Genomic DNA, 20838 nt, shown 5'->3' on the forward strand with positions numbered 1-20838 from the left:
TTCCCGCCCCGTCGGTCACGGCGGCGCGAGCCGCGCCCGGTATTCGTGCGTTGCACCGCTGTCGTCGACGGCGTCGAACACGATCTCGCCCGGCCCCGCGCCGGCCTGCGTGCCGATCGGGATCTCGGCCCGGCCGAACGGCGCGACATCCGTCGCCGTGTTCGCCGGCACCGCACGCTCGCCGTTCAGCAACACGCGCGTCAGCGTCACGTAGTACGGCGTGGGATTGAGCGCGACGATCGACGCCGCCGCCTTCGTGCCGGCGTGCGTCCATGCGAGCCGGTTCGGTGCGTCGTCCGGATCGCCGTCGAGACCGGGCGGCCGAACCAGCAGCTTCATCCGGAGCCGGTACGCGAGGCGCAGCGCGTGGTCGCCCGCCGGCGCGGCCGGCGGCACTTCGAGCAGGTTGATCCAGAAACAGGATTCCCGATCCGCGGCGAGGCCGCCGCCGAGCGACTGCACACGGATCGACAGCGGCTGCCCCGGATCGAGCCGGGCGAGCGGCGGCGTGACGACGAACGGCACGCGCAGGCGGCTCGGGTCGGCGTTCGCATCGCCATCGTCGAGCCAGGCCTGGACAAGAATGGGTGCGTCCCCGCCGTTGCGCGCGAAGATCGTCAGTGCGCGCGCATCGCCCGGATAAACGAAGCGGGTACCGGTCACGGACAACGCTGCGTCGCACCGGACCGTACCGATGCTCGCGATGCAGGCCAGCACCGCCGCGCGCACGATGCGGCCGGCGCCGGGCCGTCCACTCAAACGGCGCGGCAACGCGCGGATGACGGAAACGAAGCGAAATGCCGAGCCGTGCATTGGGCTAGCGCGCCTCGATACGGCCGGCCGACGGTACGGCCGCCGTCGGCATCACCGTCGCCGCGCGGCAGATGCCCGCCAGCGTCACATAGCCGCTTCCCGAACGCTGCGCGACCGGCACCGCGTAATCGATCACGCACTGCTGATCCGCTCGCGTGCCCCACTCGACGCGAATCCGGCCGTCGTGTTCGGCACTGCGCACGAACAGGCGGCTGCCCTGCCCGACCACGCCGAGCGCCGCACCGGTACCCGCGTCGAGCGCACGGGCGGCGAACGGCAGCGGCCGACCGTCGTCGGTCTGCGCGTCGATCAGCAGCGCACGCGCTTTCAGCGTGTCGTAGGACAGCATGACGATCGAACCCGAGCGTGGCGCCACGCTGTGCGATACGGTTTTCAGTTCGACGTCCTCGGGCACGTCCTTCGGATCGATGTCGATCCTGTTGAGCTGATATGGAATGAGGCTCGGCACGATCGCGTAACCGAAGCGGTCGACGCGTGCGCTCGTGTTCGCAACCAGTGCGCCGCGCGCATTCGGCGCATGCACGACGCCGATGGTCTCGCTCAACGTGGGTGCCGGTGTCAGGCCGCCCGGGTGCAGCACGAGGCCGCCCGTTGCGCTCGCCGACGCCTGCTGGTAATCGCGCCCGATGCCGAGATTCGCCGACAGGGACACGGCCGGCCGCTGATAGCCGACACCGAAACTGCCCGACGACGCCCGGTTGTTGCCGTCGTAGCTCGACGACAACGAGTACGATCCGTCGTTCCGCTCGCCGAAACGGCCCGCCAGGCTCGCCGTCGCGCTCGTACCGGTGCTGCTGTCGTGCGTCATCAGCGTGCTGAAGATCGGTGCGCGCCGCGTATTGCGCCCCAGCGGAATCGATATGTTCAGGCTCGCGAGCGTGCTGCCCGCCCCGCCGCCGAACGACGGTTCCCGCGCGGACAGGTTGCGCACGCGCTGCACCGACGCAGTCACCGTGGCGTCACGCCATTGCGTGCTGTATCCGAGCGTGAAGCTGAGCGACTGTCCGCCTCCCGCCCAGTAGCTGAGCGCCGATCCGTTCGCATAGAGGTTGCCCGACCGCCCGATCTGCTGGCTCACGTTGAGATCGACCCGATTGCGCAGCCGCGAAAACGACACCGCGCCCTGGTCGCTCCGGCCGTTCAGCAGCAACGCGTCGCGCAGGCCGAGATAACCTTTCGTCGAGTAGCGATAGGCGAGCAGCGAAAAGTTCGTGCCGCTGTTCGGCAGGTTCTTGCTGTACGACACGCGGATACTCGAGCCAGTCAGGCGCTCGCTGCCTGGCGGCTGGGTCCGCGCGATCGTGACGTCCGCCGCGAAGCCGCCGATCGACGTATTGAGCGCGACGCCCATCAGCACCGACTGGTAGCGGTTCGCGAACGCGGCGCCGCCGTAGCTCGTCACCGCATTGCTGACGCCGCGCTGCACGGTGAACTGGCCGACGTACTGCGTGCCGATGTCGCCGCCGAGTTCGATCGCTTGCCCCGCCATCGCGCTGAACCGTGTGCTGCCTGGACGCAGCAGTTGGACCGTCGTCGCGAAGGGAACCACGAAGCTGCGTGTTTCGCCGTTGGCCTCGGTCACCGTCACGTTCAGGTCGCCGCCGTAGCTCATCGCCTGCAGGTTGTCGATCGCGAACGGCCCCGGCGCGACGGTCGTCTCGTGAACGAGATAGCCGCGCTGGTAGATCGATACCTTGGCATTCGACTGCGCGACGCCGCGCACGACCGGCGCGTAGTAGCGCTGCTCGTCGGGCAGCATCCGGTCGTCGCTGGAGAACTGCACGCCGCGAAACGACACGGCGTCGAACAGCGCGCCGCTCGTCGAGCTTTCGCCGGCCAGCAGTTGCGCACGCCAGTCGGGCAGATCGGTTTGCGCGTAGACGTAGCCGCGCTGATAGTGGGCGCCGCCGCGCTGCGACCAGGTGAGGTTGCCGTTGTGGCGAATCCGGAACCGCCCGGCGCTCGCGGCCATCGAGAGGCCCGTGTAGAGCTGCGAGAATTCGTAGCCGCTGGAACGCGTCGTGAACACGCTGGCGTTGTAGTTCAGCCACGCGGCCGGCACGCCGTTCGTCCAGTTCGCCGGATCGACGTAGGTACTCTGGCTGGCGAGCCGCATGTAGAACTGCGGCACCGTCAGATACAGCTTCTGCTCGGCCGCATCGAACGACAGCGCGGCGCCGGGCACGTACCGGGACGGTGCATCGCAGATCAGCCCGTCGGGCATCGGGTTCGGCGGCTGGCTGGCGTCCTGGCCCCGCGCGCTTCGGTCGAGGTCGACGCCAGCCCGCTGCAACAGCATCCGGTCGTAGCAAGGCAGCACGTCACCATGGGCATCGTGACGGAACGTGATGTCTTCCACGCCGCGCCACTGCCCGTTGACGATCATGTCGACACGATGCACGCCCGGCGCCACGGTATTCGGTCGCTCGAACGGCGTCGTATCGATCGGCTCGCTGTCCGGGCCATGCATCAGCATCGAATCGTCGAAGTGGGTCGCACCAGCCGCCGGCGCAGCCGGTGCCGTACCTGCGGTCGCGCGGTGCGCGTCCTCCTGCGCCACCGTATCGATCGTATCCGCGACGGCGTTCGTACCCGACGCCATCGCGACCGATGCGAACACGGAAGCGACCGCCAGCAGGCAAGGCCGCTGCGGAAGCCGCGGGGCGAGCCCCGACGCGCATGAAGATTGGAAACCTGCAGAACTGCGCATGTGGATACAGTTAGTTAGCATACCGAATCCATGATTCGAATCCGGCATGCTGGATCGTGCCTTCTGGATGCGTTGCGTGGACGGACTGCTCAGTCGGTCAATTTTTTGGTTATCGTGCTTTGCCCGCCGTAGTCGTCGATGGTCATGAAGCGCACGGCCGTCGGGCGATGCGACTGCGCGGCGGCGCCCTGCAACGGGAAGCGCTGGGAGCCGAACGGCGCGACCATCCCGCCACTGGCCGGTATGAACGTGCCGCCTACGTCGCCCTCGACCATCCCGAACGACACGTAATACGGCGTCGGATTGGAAACCTCGAGCGATATCTGCCGCTTGTCCGTGTGGGACGAATCGGCGGACACCTTCCAGACCAGTTTGTCTGGCGCCGTTTCGACGTCGTTCGCGAGCGACGAGGGCCGGTAAAACATCTTGATGCGGGTTCGGAAGGCGAAGCGCAGCCGGTTATCCGCGTCCGGTTGTACCGTCGGCACTTCGAGCACGTTCAGCCAGAACACCGATTCACGGTCGACGGGCAACTGCGCCTGCATGTTCGTAATGCGCAGCACGGCGCCCCTCCCCGCCTCGACGCGCACCAGTGTCGGCGCAACCACGAATGGCGTGCGCATCTGTTCGGGCGGAACGTCGGCGCGACCGTCGTCGATCCAGCTCTGCGCGAGTACCGGTTCGGAGCCGGAATTTTCCATCCGGACAGTCACGTCGCGAGCGCGTTCGGGGAAAATCACCCGGGTACCGTCCAGCAAAAGCGCCGCCTGCGCCAGCGTGGCGCAGGCGGCCCACGCCATGACACCGGCCACGACTTGTAAATAAGGATAACGAATTGACAAGGTCATGACGTGGAACGGGAAATGCACCGATCAGTGGTAAGCGAGCATATAGCGGATGAACGAATTGCCCGAACCAGTCTTGATCGCGTCCGGCGCGGCCGTCGACACGTACGACGCCGTGTAGGTCAGGGTCGCGGCGTTGTTCGCGACGGTCGCGACCTGAGCATCCGCGATGTTCTGCGGCTTGCCGAGCGTGATCTTGCCGGCCTTTCCGTTACCCGCGTCGCTGATCTGGATCTCGACGCCTTCCGCCGGCTTGGTGCCGATGAGCTTCAGGTTGCCGGTCGCCGGATTGATGTTGACCGACACCGGGTCGAAATCGATCACGACCTTCGTGCCGTTGGTACAGCCCGTATTGCCGCCGATAGCGAGGTTGAACGTGACGGGCGTCGACGTCGCACCGATCTTGTCGAAGGTGCTCGGGCTGATGCGATCGCCGAGTTGCACTTCTTTCCGGTTGCCGGGCCCGGGCGCTTCTCCATTGATGTTGCAGGTGACGTCGGAGATGCTGCCGTAGAAATCGAGCTGGCCGTCGAATGCGTGGGAAACCGACGGCACCAGTGCGACACTCGCGATACCCGCTGCAACGCAACCCCGAAGCAGATTCATTTTCATCGTTGAATTCCTCTAAAAATGGACGATTCTTCTCGGAACAGACCGATCGACACGCGGACATTCAACCCTTCCGCCGACTGCCCGCAATACGGATCGGATCGTCGCATTTCGGATGATTTCATCCGAAAAAATGACGACCGCACCATTCTATTTACCCAAACGATTTCCCGATATCGTACGAGTAAGAAATATCGGATCCATTTGTCCATTCAGAAGAAATTCGAATGACTGCACCGAGTCGATAGCCGCGCGCGGGCGTGCTCACGGCCATCTGCGTATGCCGACCGGATCACGCGCACGGCTCTTGAATCGGCTTCCGGTAGCGGCGAGAAATGCAGTCCAGTCGGCACTTTCATCGCGGACGCACAAAGCCATCAAAAAAATCATCAAATTTATCAAAAAAGACAACGATTGATTATCTTGAAATTCGATTAATCAAGGATGTCCTATTGATGAAAATCGAAAATTTGACAAATCGTATAATCGAGGACGCCTCCCCTCGATCATTCCACCCATGAATTAACTGTGCATATAGCATATTGACAATCTGAATTCGCGTCTCGTACCGGGGCATCATTGCGAGCCCGCATTTCTTCGCGCGACCGCATCGACGCAGACATCGTTACGAACTTGTCCCAAACGCATCGTCCCGGGCGGGTATCCACCGTTTCTCGCCCGGCACCGGACGCAGCACGCAAAAAAACGCCCGCTGCAAGCAGCGGGCGCGAATCCCAGTCAAGGAGGTGTCACACGAACTACGGGTTCAGAATAAAAGGAGCGCCGGCCGACGACAACGAATGGATCGCCATATCGATATCGCGTGTGCGTCGATACGCTTGCACGGGTTCGCACGAACATAGCCCGTCCGCTGCAAAAAAAAACGGCGCCCCGCCGCAATGGCGGGACGCCGCTGGTGGTGCGCCGGGCTGCGCCGGCCGGATGGTCGGGCAGCGCCGTGCACGATCACGGTTCGTTGCGCAGATACCCTTCCTTGCTCGGATCGCGCATCCGCCACGACACGATCAGCGAGATCGCGCACAGCACCGTCACGTACCAGTAAAAGGTTTCCTCGCTGCCGATCGACTTGAACCACAGCGCGACATACTCGGCCGAGCCGCCGAAGATCGCGTTCGCGACCGCGTACGACAGGCCGACGCCCATCGCGCGCACTTCCGGCGGGAACATCTCGGCCTTGATGAGGCCGCTGATCGACGTATAGAAGCTGACGATCGCCAGCGCGACCGTGATCAGCACGAACGCGGCCACGGGGCTCGTCACGTCTTTCAGCGCATGCATCAGCGGCACCGTGCCGATCACCGCGAACGAGCCGAACAGGATCATCGACGTGCGGCGGCCGATCTTGTCGGACAGTGCGCCGAACACCGGCTGCATCAGCATGTAGACGAGCAGCGCGACGGTCATCACGTTGCTGGCCGTCTTCGCGTGCATGCCGGCCGTGTTCACGAGGTACTTCTGCATGTACGTCGTGAACGTGTAGAAGATCAGCGAGCCGCCGGCCGTGAAGCCGACCACCGTGAAGAACGCGCCCTTGTGCCGCCACACGCCGCGGATCGTGCCGGCGTCCTTCTTGTCGCGCGATGCGCTCGTCGACGTCTCGTCGAGCGATTTCCGCAGGTACAGCGAGATCAGCGCGGCCGCCGCGCCGACGACGAACGGAATGCGCCAGCCCCACGCCTTCAGTTCATCGGTCGACAGCGTCTGCTGCAGGATCACGAGCACCAGCAACGCACAAAGCTGGCCGCCGATCAGCGTCACGTACTGGAACGACGCGAAGAAGCCGCGCCGGCCCTTCAGCGCGACCTCGCTCATGTAGGTCGCGCTCGTCCCGTATTCGCCGCCCACGGACAGGCCCTGGAACAGGCGCGCGACCAGCAGCAGCGCCGGCGCGAGCGCGCCGATCTGCGCATAGGTCGGCAGCACCGCGATCACGAGCGAGCCGCCGCACATCATCAGCACCGAGATCATCATCGCCGCGCGGCGGCCGTGACGGTCGGCGATGCGGCCGAACAGCCAGCCGCCGATCGGGCGCATCAGGAAGCCGGCCGCGAACACGCCGGCCGTGTTCAGCAACTGCGTCGTCGTGTTGCCGCTCGGGAAGAACGCCGGCGCGAAGTACAGCGCGCAGAACGAGTAGATGTAGAAGTCGAACCACTCGACGAGGTTGCCCGATGAGGCGCCGACGATGGCGAACACGCGCCGCCGGGTGTCATGCGCGGACAGCGCAGCTTGGTCGGTCTGGACGTCCATGGATTGGTCTGTTCCTTTTAATGCTTTCTGGGCGAGACGGCTTGGGGGCCGCCGCGTGCGGTCGCACGTGGCACCGGTTCCGGCGGCACGGCGCTACGCGATTTTAGCGAAATGTAAAGTAACAGGCTTTCCGGGTTCGTCCGGATGTAGAAAATTTTTCTCCCGCCGCGCGTTCGTCATATGAAAACGCCAGCCCGTGGGCTGGCGTCCGATGCAAACTATTCGAAAGCGGCGCTCACACGCGCACCTCCGGCGGCACGTAGCGGCACTCGTAGCGCTTGCGCACGGTGCCGGCCTCGTCGACGCTTTCCAGGTACACGTCGAACTGCCACAGCCGCGCCATGTGCTTGAGCACTTCGTCGCTGTCGCTCGACAGGTGGCGGTTGTCGGTCATGAAGTGGCGCAGCGTGAGGCTGCGGTCGCCGCGCGTGTTCACGGCCCACACCTGGATGTTCGGCTCGCGGTGATGGATGTCGTACTGCCGCGACAACGCCTGCCGCACGTACTGGTAGCCGGAATCGTCGTGGATCGCCGACACCTCGAGCGAATCGCGCATGTCGTCGTCGAGCACCGAGAAGAGCCGCATCTCGCGGATCAGGTTCGGCGACAGGTACTGCGCGATGAAGCTCTCGTCCTTGAAGTTGCGCATCGCGTAGTGCATCGCCGGCAGCCACGGGGTGCCCGCGATTTCCGGAAACCACTTGTAGTCCTCTTCCGTCGGCGCTTCGCAGATCCGCCGGATGTCGCTCATCATCGAGAAACCGAGGGCGTACGGGTTGATCCCGCTGTAGTACGGCTTCGTGACGGGCGGCTGGTAGACCACGTTGCTGTGCGAATGGAGGAACTCCATCATGAAGCTGTCTTCCAGCTTGCCCTGGTTGTACAGCGTGTTCAGCAGCGTGTAGTGCCAGAACGTCGCCCAGCCTTCGTTCATCACCTGCGTCTGCCGCTGCGGGTAGAAATACTGGCCGATCTTGCGCACGATGCGGATCACTTCCCGCTCCCACGGCTCGAGCAGCGGCGCGTTCTTCTCCGCGAAATACAGCAGGTTCTCCTGCGGCTCGGGCGGATAGCGGTCTTCCTGCTCCTCCATCAGCTCGGGTTTCTTGCCCGGCAGCGTGCGCCACAGTTCGTTCACCTGCGACTGCAGGTACGCCTCACGCTCGCGCCGCAACGCCGCTTCCTTCGACAGCGACGGCTTCTGCGGCCGCTTGTAGCGGTCGACGCCGTAGTTCATCAGCGCATGGCACGAATCGAGCAGTTCCTCGACGCGATCGAGCCCGTAGCGCTCCTCGCATTCCGCGACGTAGTTCTTCGCATACACGAGATAGTCGATGATCGCGTGCGCGTCGGTCCACAGCCGGAACAGGTAGTTGCCCTTGAAGAACGAGTTGTGCCCGTACGCCGCGTGCGCGATCACGAGCGCCTGCATCGTCATCGTGTTCTCTTCCATCAGATACGCGATGCACGGGTTCGAATTGATGACGATTTCGTACGCGAGGCCCATCTGGCCGCGGCGGTAGCTCTTCTCGGTCGAAAGGAAGTGCTTGCCGAACGACCAGTGGCGGTAGTTGACGGGCATCCCGACCGACGCATACGCGTCCATCATCTGTTCGGCGCTGATCAGTTCGAGCTGGATCGGGTAGATGTCGAGCTCGTATTGTTCGGCGACCTGCGAGATGTGCGTGTCGTATTCCTCGAGCAGTTCGAACGTCCAGTCGGACGGGCACGGCAGCGGCTTGCGTTCGGCAACGTTCATACGCGCTTCCTTTTGCCCGGAACCGGGCAAGTCGGCGGCCGGCGGCGACGGTTCGGCCTGCGCGCGTTGCTGCGATGCGGCAGGGCCGGCCGTGTCGCCGCCGGAGGGGCGCGGCTCGTAGCCGCGCGACTCGTTGTGCAGATGGCGGGTCGTCATGACGTTTCCACCTGCTTTTCGAACAATTCGCGAAACACCGGGTAAATGTCGGCAGCCGATTCCACTTTTTTCATCGCGAGATGCGGTTGCGACAGCGCCAGTTGCGCGTATTCCAGCCACAAATTCTGCTCTTCCGGCGCGACCTGGATATACGCGAAGTAACGCGTCTTCGTGAGGATATCCTCTTCCAGGATTTTGCGACACTTGGGCGAATCGTCGGTCCAGTTGTCGCCGTCGGACGCCTGCGCGCCGTAGATGTTCCATTCGGTTGGCGAGTAACGCTCGTTCTGCACCTTGCGCATCAGTTCGAGCGCGCTCGATACGACCGTGCCGCCGCTCTCGGTCGAATGGAAGAAGGTATCCTCGTCGACTTCCTCGGCGCGCGTATGGTGACGGATGAACACGACCTCGATGCGCTCGTAGTTGCGCTTGAGGAACAGGTAAAGCAGGATGAAGAAGCGCTTCGCGAGATCCTTGCGCTGCTCGTCCATCGAGCCCGACACGTCCATCAGGCAGAACATCACAGCCTGGCTCGACGGCTGCGGCTGCTTCACGCGGTTGATGTAGCGCAGGTCGAACGGATCGATGAACGGAATCCGCCAGATGCGTCCCTTCAGGTGATGGATCTCGGCCTCGAGCGTCGCGATTTCCGCGCGGCGGTCTTCCGGATCGCTCTTCATCGCTTCGAGCTGTGCCTCGAGTTCGCGCAGCTCGTTGACGAGCGGCGAGCCGAGCGCGATGCGCCGGCCGAGCGCGCTGCGCAGCGAACGCACGACGTCGATGTTGTTCGGCGTGCCTTCCGCCGACCAGCCCGCGCGCACGTTCTTCCAGCTCGGCACCGTCAGCAGGTGCGTCTTCACGAGGCGCGGCAGTTCGAGATCGTCGAAGAAGTACTGCATGAACTCGTCGCGCGACAGCTCGAACACGAAATCGTCCTGCCCTTCGCCCTCGTTGCTCGCCTGACTGCCGCCGCCGCCCGAACCGCCCTGCGGACGCGGGATCTTGTCGCCGCGCACGTAGTCCTCGTTGCCGGGATGCACGTATTCACGACGCCCGCCCGGCCCGTGCCGGAAATTCGGCTCCGCGATGTCCTTGCGCGGGATCGTGATGCTCTGCGTGCTCTGGATATCCTTGATGCTACGGTCGCGCACCGCGTCGGACACGGCACGACGAATGTAGTTCTTGACGCGACGCAGAAAGCGTTCGCGGTTGGCGATGCTCTTGTTCTTGCCGGCCAGCCTGCGGTCGATGATTTGATGAAGCACTGCCGGTCTCCCGCTCGAAAGTCGATATGCCGGGACGCTCGCCGCACATGCCGTCTCCCGTCATGCGGGCGGCGTCCCTGAAAGCGCCCGTGCGGACTCGCCGCACGGGCTCGGTACCGCGCGCGTCATGACGACTTGCGCACGCGCAGGTACCAGTCGCAAAGCAGCCTCACCTGCTTCGGCGTATAGCCCTTCGCGACCATCCGGTTTACAAAGTCCTCATGCTTGCGCTGCTCTTCCGCCGAACCCTTTGCGTTGAACGAAATCACCGGCAACAGTTCCTCGGTGTTCGAGAACATCTTCTTCTCGATCACGACGCGCAACTTCTCGTAGCTCGTCCACACGGGGTTCTTGCCCGCATTCGCCGCCCGCGCACGCAACACGAAGTTCACGATCTCGTTGCGGTAATCCTTCGGATTGCTGATGCCGGCGGGCTTCTCGATCTTCTCCAGCTCCGCGTTCAGCGCGGCGCGATCGAAACTCTCGCCCGTATCGTGATCGCGGAATTCCTGATCCTGGATCCAGAAGTCGGCATACGTGACGTAGCGGTCGAAGATGTTCTGGCCGTACTCCGAATACGACTCGAGGTAGGCCGTCTGGATCTCCTTGCCGATGAAATCCGCGTAGCGCGACGCGAGCACGTCCTTCACGAAGGACAGGTACTTCTGCTCGGTTTCCGGCGGGAACTGCTCGCGTTCGATCTGCTGTTCGAGCACGTACATCAGGTGCACGGGGTTGGCCGCGACCTCGCTCGAATCAAAGTTGAACACGCGCGACAGGATCTTGAACGCGAAGCGTGTCGACACGCCCGTCATCCCTTCGTCCACACCCGCGTAGTCGCGATATTCCTGGTACGACTTCGCCTTCGGATCGGTGTCCTTCAGGTTTTCGCCGTCGTACACCTGCATCTTCGAGAACAGGCTCGAATTCTCCGGCTCGTGCAGGCGCGACAGCACCGAGAACTGCGACATCATCTTCAGCGTGCCCGGCGCGCATACGGCCTCGGCGAGCGACGAGTTGCGGATCAGCTTCTCGTAGATCTTGGTCTCTTCCGACACGCGCAGGCAGTACGGCACCTTCACGACGAAGATCCGGTCGAGCAGCGCCTCGTTGTTGCGGTTGTTGCGGAACGCCTTCCACTCCGACTCGTTCGAGTGCGCGAGGATGATCCCGTCGAACGGAATCGCGCCGAAGCCCTCGGTGCCCTTGAAGTTGCCTTCCTGCGTGGCGGTCAGCAGCGGGTGCAGCACCTTGATCGGCGCCTTGAACATTTCGACGAACTCGAGCAGGCCCTGGTTCGCGAGGCACAGGCCGCCCGAGTAGCTGTATGCGTCGGCGTCGTCCTGCGCATACTGCTCGAGCTTGCGGATGTCGACCTTGCCGACCAGCGACGAGATGTCCTGGTTGTTCTCGTCACCCGGCTCCGTCTTAGCAATGCCGATCTGCCGCAGGATCGACGGATAGCGGCGCACGACGCGGAACTGGCGGATGTCGCCGTTGTATTCGTGCAGGCGCTTGACTGCCCACGGGCTCAGGATGCTCTTCAGGTAGCGCCGCGGAATGCCGTACTGTTCCTCGAGGATCGGGCCGTCTTCGTCGTAGTCGAACAGCCCCAGCGGCGATTCGTTGACGGGCGAGCCCTTCAGGGCATAGAACGGCACGCGCTCCATCAGTTGCTTCAGACGCTCGGCGATCGACGACTTGCCGCCGCCCACCGGACCGAGCAGGTAGAGGATCTGCTTCTTCTCTTCGAGCCCTTGCGCGGCGTGGCGGAAATACGCGACCACCTGCTCGATCACTTCCTCCATTCCGTAGAACTCACGGAATGCGGGATAGACCTTGATGACCTTGTTCGCGAAGATCCGCGACAGGCGCGGCTCGTTGCGGGTATCGATGTGTTCAGGTTCCCCGATTGCTGCCAGCATGCGTTCACCAGCCGTCGCGTACGCGGATGGATCGTTCTTGCAGAGCGCGAGATACTCCTCCAGCGAGAGCTCTTCCTCTCGCATTTTTTCGAAGCGGTTCGCGAAGCTGCTGTAAATATCCATGCTACCTCCCTCGCCTGAGTCTGAAGACGTGCCTGCCTTCGTACGACTGCGCAGAAGCAAGCGCGTTCGAATTCATCCTAAACCCTTTCTAATTTTTTTTCACGAACTCTTCGTATGAAGTTCGTCATTCTCGACAACACCGCTTGGACAACGTATTTCGTCGTTTTACAATCGACCTCCCAAGCCGCAGAAACTGCATCCGTCGCGTCTCGTCGAACAACGGATCGTCTTGTGCGTTGGACACTTCCGACGTCGTCACGCCCCCCCTTCATCCCTATACGTTCGAGCCGTCGTTTACGACGACACGCCGCGCGCACCGTTACAATTTTTTTGCCGTGCCCCTTACGGAGATACCCGTACGACGGATGCGGGAACACGACGCGTACCGTTGCGCGTATTGCGCGCATCCGTCGGTGCTGATCGCGCGATGCATGCGACGATGCGTGACCGTTCACGCGCGCTGTCACATTTTGTCCGCCGCCGAAACGACGACGCCCGCATGTCGCGGGCGTCGTTCGTCACCAAATGGGGATAGATGCGCGGCACGCGCGAATCAGAAGGTCTCCCAGTCATCACCGCCGGCGGCGGCAGCGACCGGCGCCGCTGCGGGCGCTGCGGATGCAGCGACGGGCTTGCGCGCCGGCATCGCCGCAGCCATGCGCTTCGGCGGTGCATCGCGATCGTCGCGCGCAGCAGCCTGTTGTGCCGGTGCCGGCGCGGCAACGGCCGCCGCGGGAGCGCGCGATGCGTGACGCACTGCGACCGGCGCGACGCCGCCCGGGCGTGCCGCTTCGTCGTCGAGCTGGAACACCGACGCCGTTTCACGCAGGCGCGCGGCCTGTTCGTCGAGCGACTGCGCGGCGGCCGCGGCTTCCTCGACGAGCGCCGCATTCTGCTGCGTGACCTCGTCCATCTGCGCAACGGCGCGCGCCACCTGGTCGATCCCGCCGCTCTGCTCCTCGGACGCCGCGGCAATTTCACCCATGATGTCCGTCACGCGCTGGACCGCACTGATCACGTCGCTCATCGTGCGCCCCGCTTCGTCGACCAGCGTGGAACCCGACCGGATGCGCTCCACCGACGCGTCGATCAGCGCCTTGATCTCCTTGGCCGCGGTCGACGATCGCTGGGCGAGGCTGCGCACCTCGCCCGCGACGACCGCGAAGCCGCGCCCTTCCTCGCCCGCGCGTGCGGCTTCGACGGCCGCATTCAGCGCAAGAATGTTGGTCTGGAACGCGATTCCCTCGATGATCGCGATGATGTCCGCGATCTTGGCCGAGCTGTCGTTGATCTCACCCATCGTGCCGACCACCTGGCCGACCACCGTATTGCCCTTGTTTGCAATCTCCGATGCATTCGCGGCCAGCGCGCTTGCCTGGCGTGCATTGTCCGCGTTCTGTTTCACGGTGCCGGTCAGCTGTTCCATGCTCGATGCGGTTTCCTGCAGCGCAGCGGCCTGTTCCTCGGTGCGCGACGACAGGTCGATGTTGCCGGCCGCGATCTGGCGGGCCGCCGTTGCGATCGACTCGCTGCCGCCGCGCACGGTGCGAACCGTGTCGACGAGCCCGCGCTGCATCTTCGCGAGGCCGTCGAGAAGCTGGCCCATCTCGTCGCGCCGGTGCACGACGATCGGCCGGCGCAGGTCACCTGCGGAAATCGCGTCGAAATGCGCGAGCGCGTCCGCGATCGGGCGGCCGATCGCGCGGCTCAGCGTCAGCCACGACAACAGCGCGGCGCCGATGCCGGCCGCGAGCGCGACGATCGACAGCACGCGCAGCGTGTCGTACACCGATTGCGCATGATCGAAGCCCTCCTTTGCAGCGGTGAACTGGAAGTTGCGCAGTGCCTCGCTCGCCACCGAGAGGTCGTTGTAGCGCGCCTGGAGCTCCTTCGCGCCGTCGCCGATGCGATCGCGCTGGTCGGCCCCGACGATGCTCGCGAACGCGTCGCAACTGCGTTGCAGCGCCAGCCGCTTCGCGGCGACATCCTGCGCCAGGCGATCCTCCTCCGCGTCGCGCGGCAGCGCGAGGTATTTCTGCCACCACGCGTCGGACTGCGTGCGCATCGCGCGGCTGCGCTCGATGGCCGCCGCCGAGTCGGGCGTGCCGGACAGCAGCGCCGCGCGGTCGAGCGCGAGGCGCTCGCGCGCGGCGAACATTTCCGCGACCGCCACGTCGACCGCACTCGGCATCTGGTTCGTGAAAATATCGCGCGTCGAGTCGTTCGCACGCGTCATCCCGTACAGCCCGAGCACGCCGGTTACGCCCAGCAGCACCGCCAGAAACGCCATCGTCAAACCGATGCGCGCACGAATCGTCAGGTTCCTGAAGACCATCATCCTTCCTGTGTTGCGTCGTCATGAACGGGCCGGGCCCGTTGGCTCGAAGCATTGCTTCACTCGGTGCATTTACGACCGTACGCTGCACAACTTGATGGTTTCCACGGTATTTTCTCGAATTATTTGTCTGTTTATTTCATCCTTCCGAATAATTGGTGCGAGATCCGGGTAGCGACAAACAGGATGGGAGAGGGCTCGCGCGATGCCGGCCGGGGCAGCAGACACGGCCGGCCGTCTCGTGCGACGGCCGGCCGTGATGCGGCATCAGGGATCCAGCCCTATTCGGCCAGTTCCGCGAGTGTCGGAATCGACGGCTGCGCGCCCGCTCGCGTGACCGACAGCGCCGCCGCGCGTTGCGCGAAGCGGATGGCCGCGTCGACGTCCGCGCCGGCTGCGATCCGCGCGGAAAAACCGCCGATGAAGGTATCGCCGGCCGCCGTCGTGTCGACGGCCTGCACGGTCGGCGCCGGATAGTGCCGCGCGGTACCGTCGGCCGTCAGCGCGAGCACGCCGCGCGCACCGAGCGTGACCAGCACGTTGCGCGCGCCGCCGGCCTGCAGCGAACGCGCGGCGGCTTCCGCCTCGGCCGGATCGCGTACCGGCAGCGCGGTCAGCGCTGCGGCCTCGACTTCGTTCGGGATCAGGTAATCGACGAGCGGCAGCCAGCCGGCCGGCAGCGGCGCGACGGCCGGGGCCGGATTGAGTACCACCGTGCGGCCGAGCCGCCGCCCGGCCGACAGTGCCGCGAACACGGCATCGGGCGGCGTCTCGAGCTGGCAGATCAGCACGTCGGCCGACGCCAGCGCGGCTTCGTGCCGTGCGATCGTATCGGTCGTGACCTCGCCGTTGCCGCCCGCGACGATCACGATCGCGTTCTGGCTCGCATCGTCGACGACGATCAGCGCGACGCCGGTCGACGCCGACGCGCTCGTCGCGAGCCCCGTGCAGTCGATGCCCTCGGCTTCGAGGCCCGCGCGCAGTGCCGCGCCGTGCGCGTCCGCGCCGACGCAGCCGATGATCGCGACCTGCGCGCCGAGCCGGGCGGCGGCAACGGCCTGGTTGCCGCCCTTGCCGCCCGCCGCCTGCGCGAACGCGTGCCCGGCGAGCGTTTCGCCCGGCAGCGGCAACCGCGGCGCACGCACGACGAGATCCATGTTCAGGCTGCCGACCACCGTCACGCGGCCGGCGCCCGCAACGGGCGCCGTCATGCGCGACCGCCCGATGCGGCCGGTTCGCGGTAGATCGCCGTCGACTCGCGCAGTACGAGGCGCGGCGACACGACGCGACGGCGGCTCGGCACGGCCGTCGAGCCGCCGCCGATCCGCTCGATCAGCGTCTGCGCGGCCATTTCGCCGAGCGCGCGCACCGACTGGCCGACCGTCGACAGCGCAGGATACGTGTAGCGGGAAAATTCGATGTCGTCGAAACCGATGATCGAGCAGTCGTCGGGCACGCGCATTCCGCGCTCGGCGGCCGCGCGCAGCGCGCCGACGCCCATCAGGTCGTTGCCCGCGAAGATCGCGCTCGGCCGCACCGATTCGAACAGCCGCGACGCCGCGTGATAACCGCCGAGGCACGAAAAGTCGCTTTCCGCGATCGCGCCCGGCACGATGTCGACCCCGCGCTCGGCCATCGCGCGGATGAAGCCGTGCACGCGCATCGCGCTGACGGCCGTGTCGGTCGGCCCGGTGATGCAGCCGATCTTCGCGTGCCCGAGTTCGAGCAGGTGGCGCGTCGCCAGGTACGCGCCGCGTTCGTGGTCGATCTGCACGAGATCGGCCGCGAGCCCCTCGATGTTGCGGTCGACGACGACGAGCGGCGCATGCGTGTCCGCGAGCGTCTGCGCCAGCACCGCATCCTCGCCTGCCGATGCGACGATCAGCCCGTCGATGCGCTTTTCCTGCAGCACGCGCAGGTAGTTGCGCTGCTTCACGGGATCGTCGTCCGAGTTGCAGAAGAACACGCAATAGCCGTTGGCCGCGCACTGATCCTCGATGCCGCGCGCAAGCTCCGCGAAGTACGGATTCGTGCTGTTCGGCACGACGAGGCCGATGGTCGCCGTCGCCCGTGCCTTCAGCGAGCGCGCCACGGCCGATGGCACGTAGTTCAGCTCGCGGATTGCGCCCTCGACCTTCGCACGCACATCCGCTGACACCGGCCGCGAATTGTTCACCACGTGCGAGACGGTCGTAAACGACACGCCCGCCATGGCCGCCACATCCTTGATCGTCGCCATTTCCCGTTTCTCTCTGGTCTGTTCTGTCTGTCTTTCTACCGCGCGCGTGCGCGCCGGCTGCGATACGTATCGAGCACGACCGCCACCACGATCACCGCGCCGGTGATGATCCGTTTCGTCGGCTCGTTCGCGCCGATCTGCGCCAGCCCAGCGGCCAGCACGGAGATGATCAACACGCCGAAGAACGTGCTGATCACCGAGCCGCGCCCGCCCATCAGGCTCGTGCCGCCGATCACGACAGCCGCGATCACCTGCAGCTCGAGGCCCACGCCCGCGTTCGGATCGGCCGCCTCGAGCCGCGAAATCTGGAACAGCGATGCGAGCCCCGCGAGCGCACCCATCAATGCGAATACGAGGATTTTATACGGCCGCGGGTTAACCCCGGCAAGTCGGACGGCTTCCTCGTTCGTGCCGATCCCGACGAGATAGCGTCCGAACACGGTGCGCGTGAGCACGAACTGGGCTGCGATCATCACCGCGACCGCGATCAGGAATGCCGGCGAGATGCCGAGCGCGATCGGGTTCGACAGGAAATCGAACGCGTCGCCGATATAGGCCGTGCGCGAATTCGTCAGTTGATAGGCGAGGCCGCGCGCGGCCTCCAGCACGCCGAGCGACACGATGAACGACGGGATCCGCCAGCCGACCGTGACCGCGCCCGTCAGCGCGCCCGTGACGGTTGCGACCGCGATCCCGATCAGCGCGGCCGGCAGCGGCCCCCACTGCCATTTCAGCGCGGCGACGCTGACCATCGACGCGGCGAGCGCAAGCACCGAGCCGACCGACAGGTCGATCCCGGCGATGATCAGCACGAAGGTCATCCCGACCGACATCACGACGAGATCGGGAATCTGGTTCGCGATCGTGCTGAACGTGTCGTAGGTCAGGAAATGCGAACTCAGCGCCGAAAACAGCGCGATCATCGCGGCCAGCGCGCCGGCGAGCCCGAGATAGTTCGACAGGCCGAGCCGCGTGCCGGACAGCATGCGCGCGCGGCGCCCCGTCACATCCTGCTGCGCGCCTGCATCGGTCGGGGATACGGGAGGCTGGGTCATTGCGGTTGTCCTGTCGTCGAAGTGCCGGGAGCCGCGCCCTGCGCCGGCCCCGCGTCCGGATGCTGCGCGCCGCCCGGCGGCGTCTCGCGGCCGAAGCCGGCGAACGCCGCGGCCAGCAGCGCATCCTGGGTCCAGTTGCCGCGCTCGAACACGGCGGTCATGCGCCCGGCCGACATCACGCCGATCCGGTCGCAGATCAGCATCAGCTCGCGCAGGTCGCTCGACACGACGACGAGCGCGCGGCCTTCGCGCGCGAGCGCGCCCATCAAAGTGTAGATCTCGAATTTGGCGCCGACGTCGATCCCGCGCGTTGGCTCGTCGAACAGCAGCACACCCATGTCGCGCGCAAGCCAGCGGCCGATCACGACCTTCTGCTGGTTGCCGCCCGACAGCTCGCCGACCGCCTGCGCGGCGCCGTGCGTGCGGATCCGCAGCGCGTCGATCTGCCGCTCGGCGAGCGCCGTTTCGCGCGCGGTGTCGACGATGCCGCCGCGCGCGAGCCGGTCGAGCTGGCCGAGCGACACGTTCGCGGTGACCGACTGCGACAGCAGCAGCCCTTCACCCTTGCGATCCTCGGTAATCAGTGCGATGCCATGCTTCACCGCATCGACGGGCGAACCGATCCGCGCCGGTTTCAGCGGCTGGCCGACCGCGATCATCCCGGCATCGGGCGTATCGGCGCCGTAGATCAGCCGCAGCAATTCGGTGCGCCCCGCGCCGATCAGCCCCGAAATGCCGAAAATCTCGCCCGCGCGCACCTCGAGCGACACGTCCCGCACGGCCGACCCGCGTGTGAGGCCCGACACGACAAGCCGCGGCGCGCCGATATGGCGTTCGCCGAGATCGATATGCTCGCCGACCTCGCGCCCGACCATCAGCGTGACGAGCCGGTCGGACGTCGTCGCCGCCATGTCGCCCGCATGCACGAGCCGGCCGTCGCGCAGCACCGCGACGCGCTCGGCGACGCGCGCGAGTTCCTCGAGCCGGTGCGAGATGTAGACGATCGCGACACCGCGCGCCTTCAGCCGGTCGATCTGCTCGAACAGCAGCGCGACTTCGCGTGCGGTCAGCATTGCGGTCGGTTCGTCGAGGATCAACACGCGGCAGTCGCCGATCAGGTTGCGCGCGATTTCGACCATCTGTTGATGGCCGATGCCGAGCGCGCCGACGGGCGTATCGGGATCGACCGTGTCGAGCCCGACCTGCGCCATCGCGGCGCGCGCGTCGTCGCGCAGCCGCGCGCGGTCGATGATCCCGAAGCGCCGCGGCAGGCGGTTCAGGAACAGGTTTTCGGCGACCGTCAGCGTCGGCAGCAGGTTCAGCTCCTGCATCACCATGCGCACGCCGAGCGCCTCGGCCTGCGTGCGGCTCGCGGGCGCATACGCTTGGCCGCCGAGCTGCATCGTGCCGGCGGTCGGTTCGACGAGCCCGCCGATGATCTTGGACAGCGTGCTCTTGCCGGCGCCGTTCTCGCCCGTCAACGCGAGCGCCTGGCCCGCCGCGAGCGTCAGCGTGACGTCGGCGAGCACGGGTTCGGTATAGGTCTTGCCGATGCCGGATACGGACAGCACCGGGGCGGCTGAACGGGAGGGTTGGAAGGTCGGTTCCATCGCGATCCTGGTTGCGGCCGCGCGCACGCGGCGCGCGGGTGTGACGCTCACTAGTGCATGTGCATGCAGTGGCCGTGATCGCGCTCACACCGGATAACGGCCGCCGCGCCCGATTCTTGAGGGCGGCGGCCGCACCGGCGCTGCGTCACTTCGTCACGAGATCCACCGGCGTCTCGACCACGCCGGACATGTCGGCCTGCTTGCGATGCTCGGCGATCGCCTTGAGCGCAGTGTCGATGCCGAACACGGCCTGCTTCGCCGCGTACTGATCGGCGGTCGCGAGCACGCGGCCGTCCTTCAGCATCGGCTTGATCGCGTTGATGTTGTCGTAGCCGACCACGGCCACCTTGCCCTGCTTGCCGGCTGCGCGCACGGCCGACACGGCGCCGATCGCCATGTTGTCGTTGCCGCACAGCAGCGCCTTCAGGTTCGGGTATTCGTTGAGCATCGCGGCAGCCACCGCATTGCCCTTGTCGATCTCCCATTCGCCGGACTGCACCGATACGACCTTCATCCCGCCCGCCTTCATCGCGTCCTCGAAGCCGGCCGTGCGCTGCTGCGCATTGGTCGTCGTCGACACGCCTTCGAGGATGCCGACCTGGTCGCCCGCCTTCAGCTTCTTCGCGAGGTAGTCGCCGATCTTGCGCGCGCCCTTGCGGTTGTCGGGGCCGACGAACGGCACGTTCAGGTTCTTCGACTTCAGCACGTCGGGATCGAGCCGGTTATCGATGTTCACGACGATGACACCCGCGTCGACGGCCTTCTTCACGACCGGCACGAGCGCCTTCGAATCGGCCGGCGCGAGCACGATCGCGTCGACCTTCGACACGATCATCTGCTCGACGATGCGGATCTGGTTCGCGGTGTCGGTCTCGTCCTTGATGCCATTGGTGATCAGGTCGAACTGATTCGCGTTGTGTTTCTGGTATTCCTTCGCGCCGGTTTCCATGGTCAGGAAGAACTCGTTGGCGAGCGACTTCATCACGAGCGCGACCTTCGGCTTGGCCGCAGATTGCGCGTGGACGGCCGGTGCGGCGGCGACCGCGACGGCGGCGAGCGCGACGGTCAGGAAGCGACGGCGAAAGCGGACATTCATACACAT

Annotated in this window: 14 protein-coding genes; all 14 read right to left on the minus strand. The window is 65.4% G+C overall.

Annotated elements, in window-relative coordinates; genetic code table 11:
• Positions 1-15: 15 nt before the first annotated feature.
• Positions 16-663 carry a fimbria/pilus periplasmic chaperone gene (locus tag ACNQQL_RS03385; RefSeq protein ID WP_347063206.1) on the minus strand — a complete coding sequence of 216 codons (648 nt, stop codon included), beginning with the start codon at positions 661-663 and terminating at the stop codon, positions 16-18.
• 154 nt (positions 664-817) lie between these two features.
• Entirely contained in the window at positions 818-3454 is a 2637-nt protein-coding gene (locus ACNQQL_RS03390; RefSeq protein ID WP_347063207.1) for a fimbria/pilus outer membrane usher protein, read from the minus strand.
• Positions 3455-3633: 179 nt separating this feature from the next.
• A complete protein-coding gene (locus ACNQQL_RS03395) occupies positions 3634-4392 on the minus strand; it encodes a molecular chaperone (RefSeq protein WP_347063208.1) in 759 nt (252 codons plus the stop codon).
• Between the two features lie 24 nt (positions 4393-4416).
• Positions 4417-5001 carry a fimbrial protein gene (locus tag ACNQQL_RS03400; RefSeq protein ID WP_347063209.1) on the minus strand — a complete coding sequence of 195 codons (585 nt, stop codon included), beginning with the start codon at positions 4999-5001 and terminating at the stop codon, positions 4417-4419.
• Positions 5002-5964: 963 nt separating this feature from the next.
• Positions 5965-7269: an MFS family transporter gene (locus ACNQQL_RS03405; RefSeq protein WP_072441484.1), complete on the minus strand. Its 1305-nt coding sequence runs from the start codon at positions 7267-7269 to the stop codon at positions 5965-5967.
• A gap of 235 nt (positions 7270-7504) precedes the next feature.
• Entirely contained in the window at positions 7505-9184 is a 1680-nt protein-coding gene (locus tag ACNQQL_RS03410; protein ID WP_204426304.1) for a SpoVR family protein, read from the minus strand.
• Positions 9181-10449, minus strand: a complete 1269-nt coding sequence (locus ACNQQL_RS03415) for a YeaH/YhbH family protein (protein ID WP_034184124.1) — start codon at positions 10447-10449, stop codon at positions 9181-9183. Before ACNQQL_RS03415 ends, ACNQQL_RS03410 begins: the two co-directional genes overlap by 4 nt.
• Positions 10450-10574: 125 nt before the next feature.
• On the minus strand, positions 10575-12497 hold the full coding sequence (locus ACNQQL_RS03420) for a PrkA family serine protein kinase (protein ID WP_034184123.1): 1923 nt from the start codon (positions 12495-12497) through the stop codon (positions 10575-10577).
• A gap of 553 nt (positions 12498-13050) precedes the next feature.
• The gene (locus ACNQQL_RS03425) at positions 13051-14832 is read right to left on the minus strand and encodes a methyl-accepting chemotaxis protein (RefSeq protein ID WP_347063342.1); all 1782 of its coding nucleotides are present in this window, start codon (positions 14830-14832) and stop codon (positions 13051-13053) included.
• Positions 14833-15113: 281 nt separating this feature from the next.
• A complete protein-coding gene (gene rbsK / locus ACNQQL_RS03430; protein ID WP_347063210.1) occupies positions 15114-16043 on the minus strand; it encodes a ribokinase in 930 nt (309 codons plus the stop codon).
• Complete coding sequence (locus tag ACNQQL_RS03435; RefSeq protein WP_072441495.1) at positions 16040-17071, minus strand: LacI family DNA-binding transcriptional regulator; 1032 nt, start codon at positions 17069-17071, stop codon at positions 16040-16042. Before ACNQQL_RS03435 ends, rbsK begins: the two co-directional genes overlap by 4 nt.
• A gap of 35 nt (positions 17072-17106) precedes the next feature.
• Positions 17107-18126: an ABC transporter permease gene (locus ACNQQL_RS03440; protein WP_347063211.1), complete on the minus strand. Its 1020-nt coding sequence runs from the start codon at positions 18124-18126 to the stop codon at positions 17107-17109.
• Positions 18123-19736 (minus strand): sugar ABC transporter ATP-binding protein, encoded by a 1614-nt coding sequence (locus ACNQQL_RS03445; RefSeq protein WP_347063212.1) that lies wholly within the window; start codon positions 19734-19736, stop codon positions 18123-18125. Before ACNQQL_RS03445 ends, ACNQQL_RS03440 begins: the two co-directional genes overlap by 4 nt.
• A 145-nt stretch (positions 19737-19881) precedes the next feature.
• Positions 19882-20832: a sugar ABC transporter substrate-binding protein gene (locus ACNQQL_RS03450; RefSeq protein ID WP_072441500.1), complete on the minus strand. Its 951-nt coding sequence runs from the start codon at positions 20830-20832 to the stop codon at positions 19882-19884.
• Between the last annotated feature and the right edge of the window lie 6 nt (positions 20833-20838).

The organism is Burkholderia sp. LFS061, assembly GCF_047978125.1.
In the GTDB taxonomy this organism is placed as follows: domain Bacteria; phylum Pseudomonadota; class Gammaproteobacteria; order Burkholderiales; family Burkholderiaceae; genus Burkholderia; species Burkholderia pyrrocinia_C.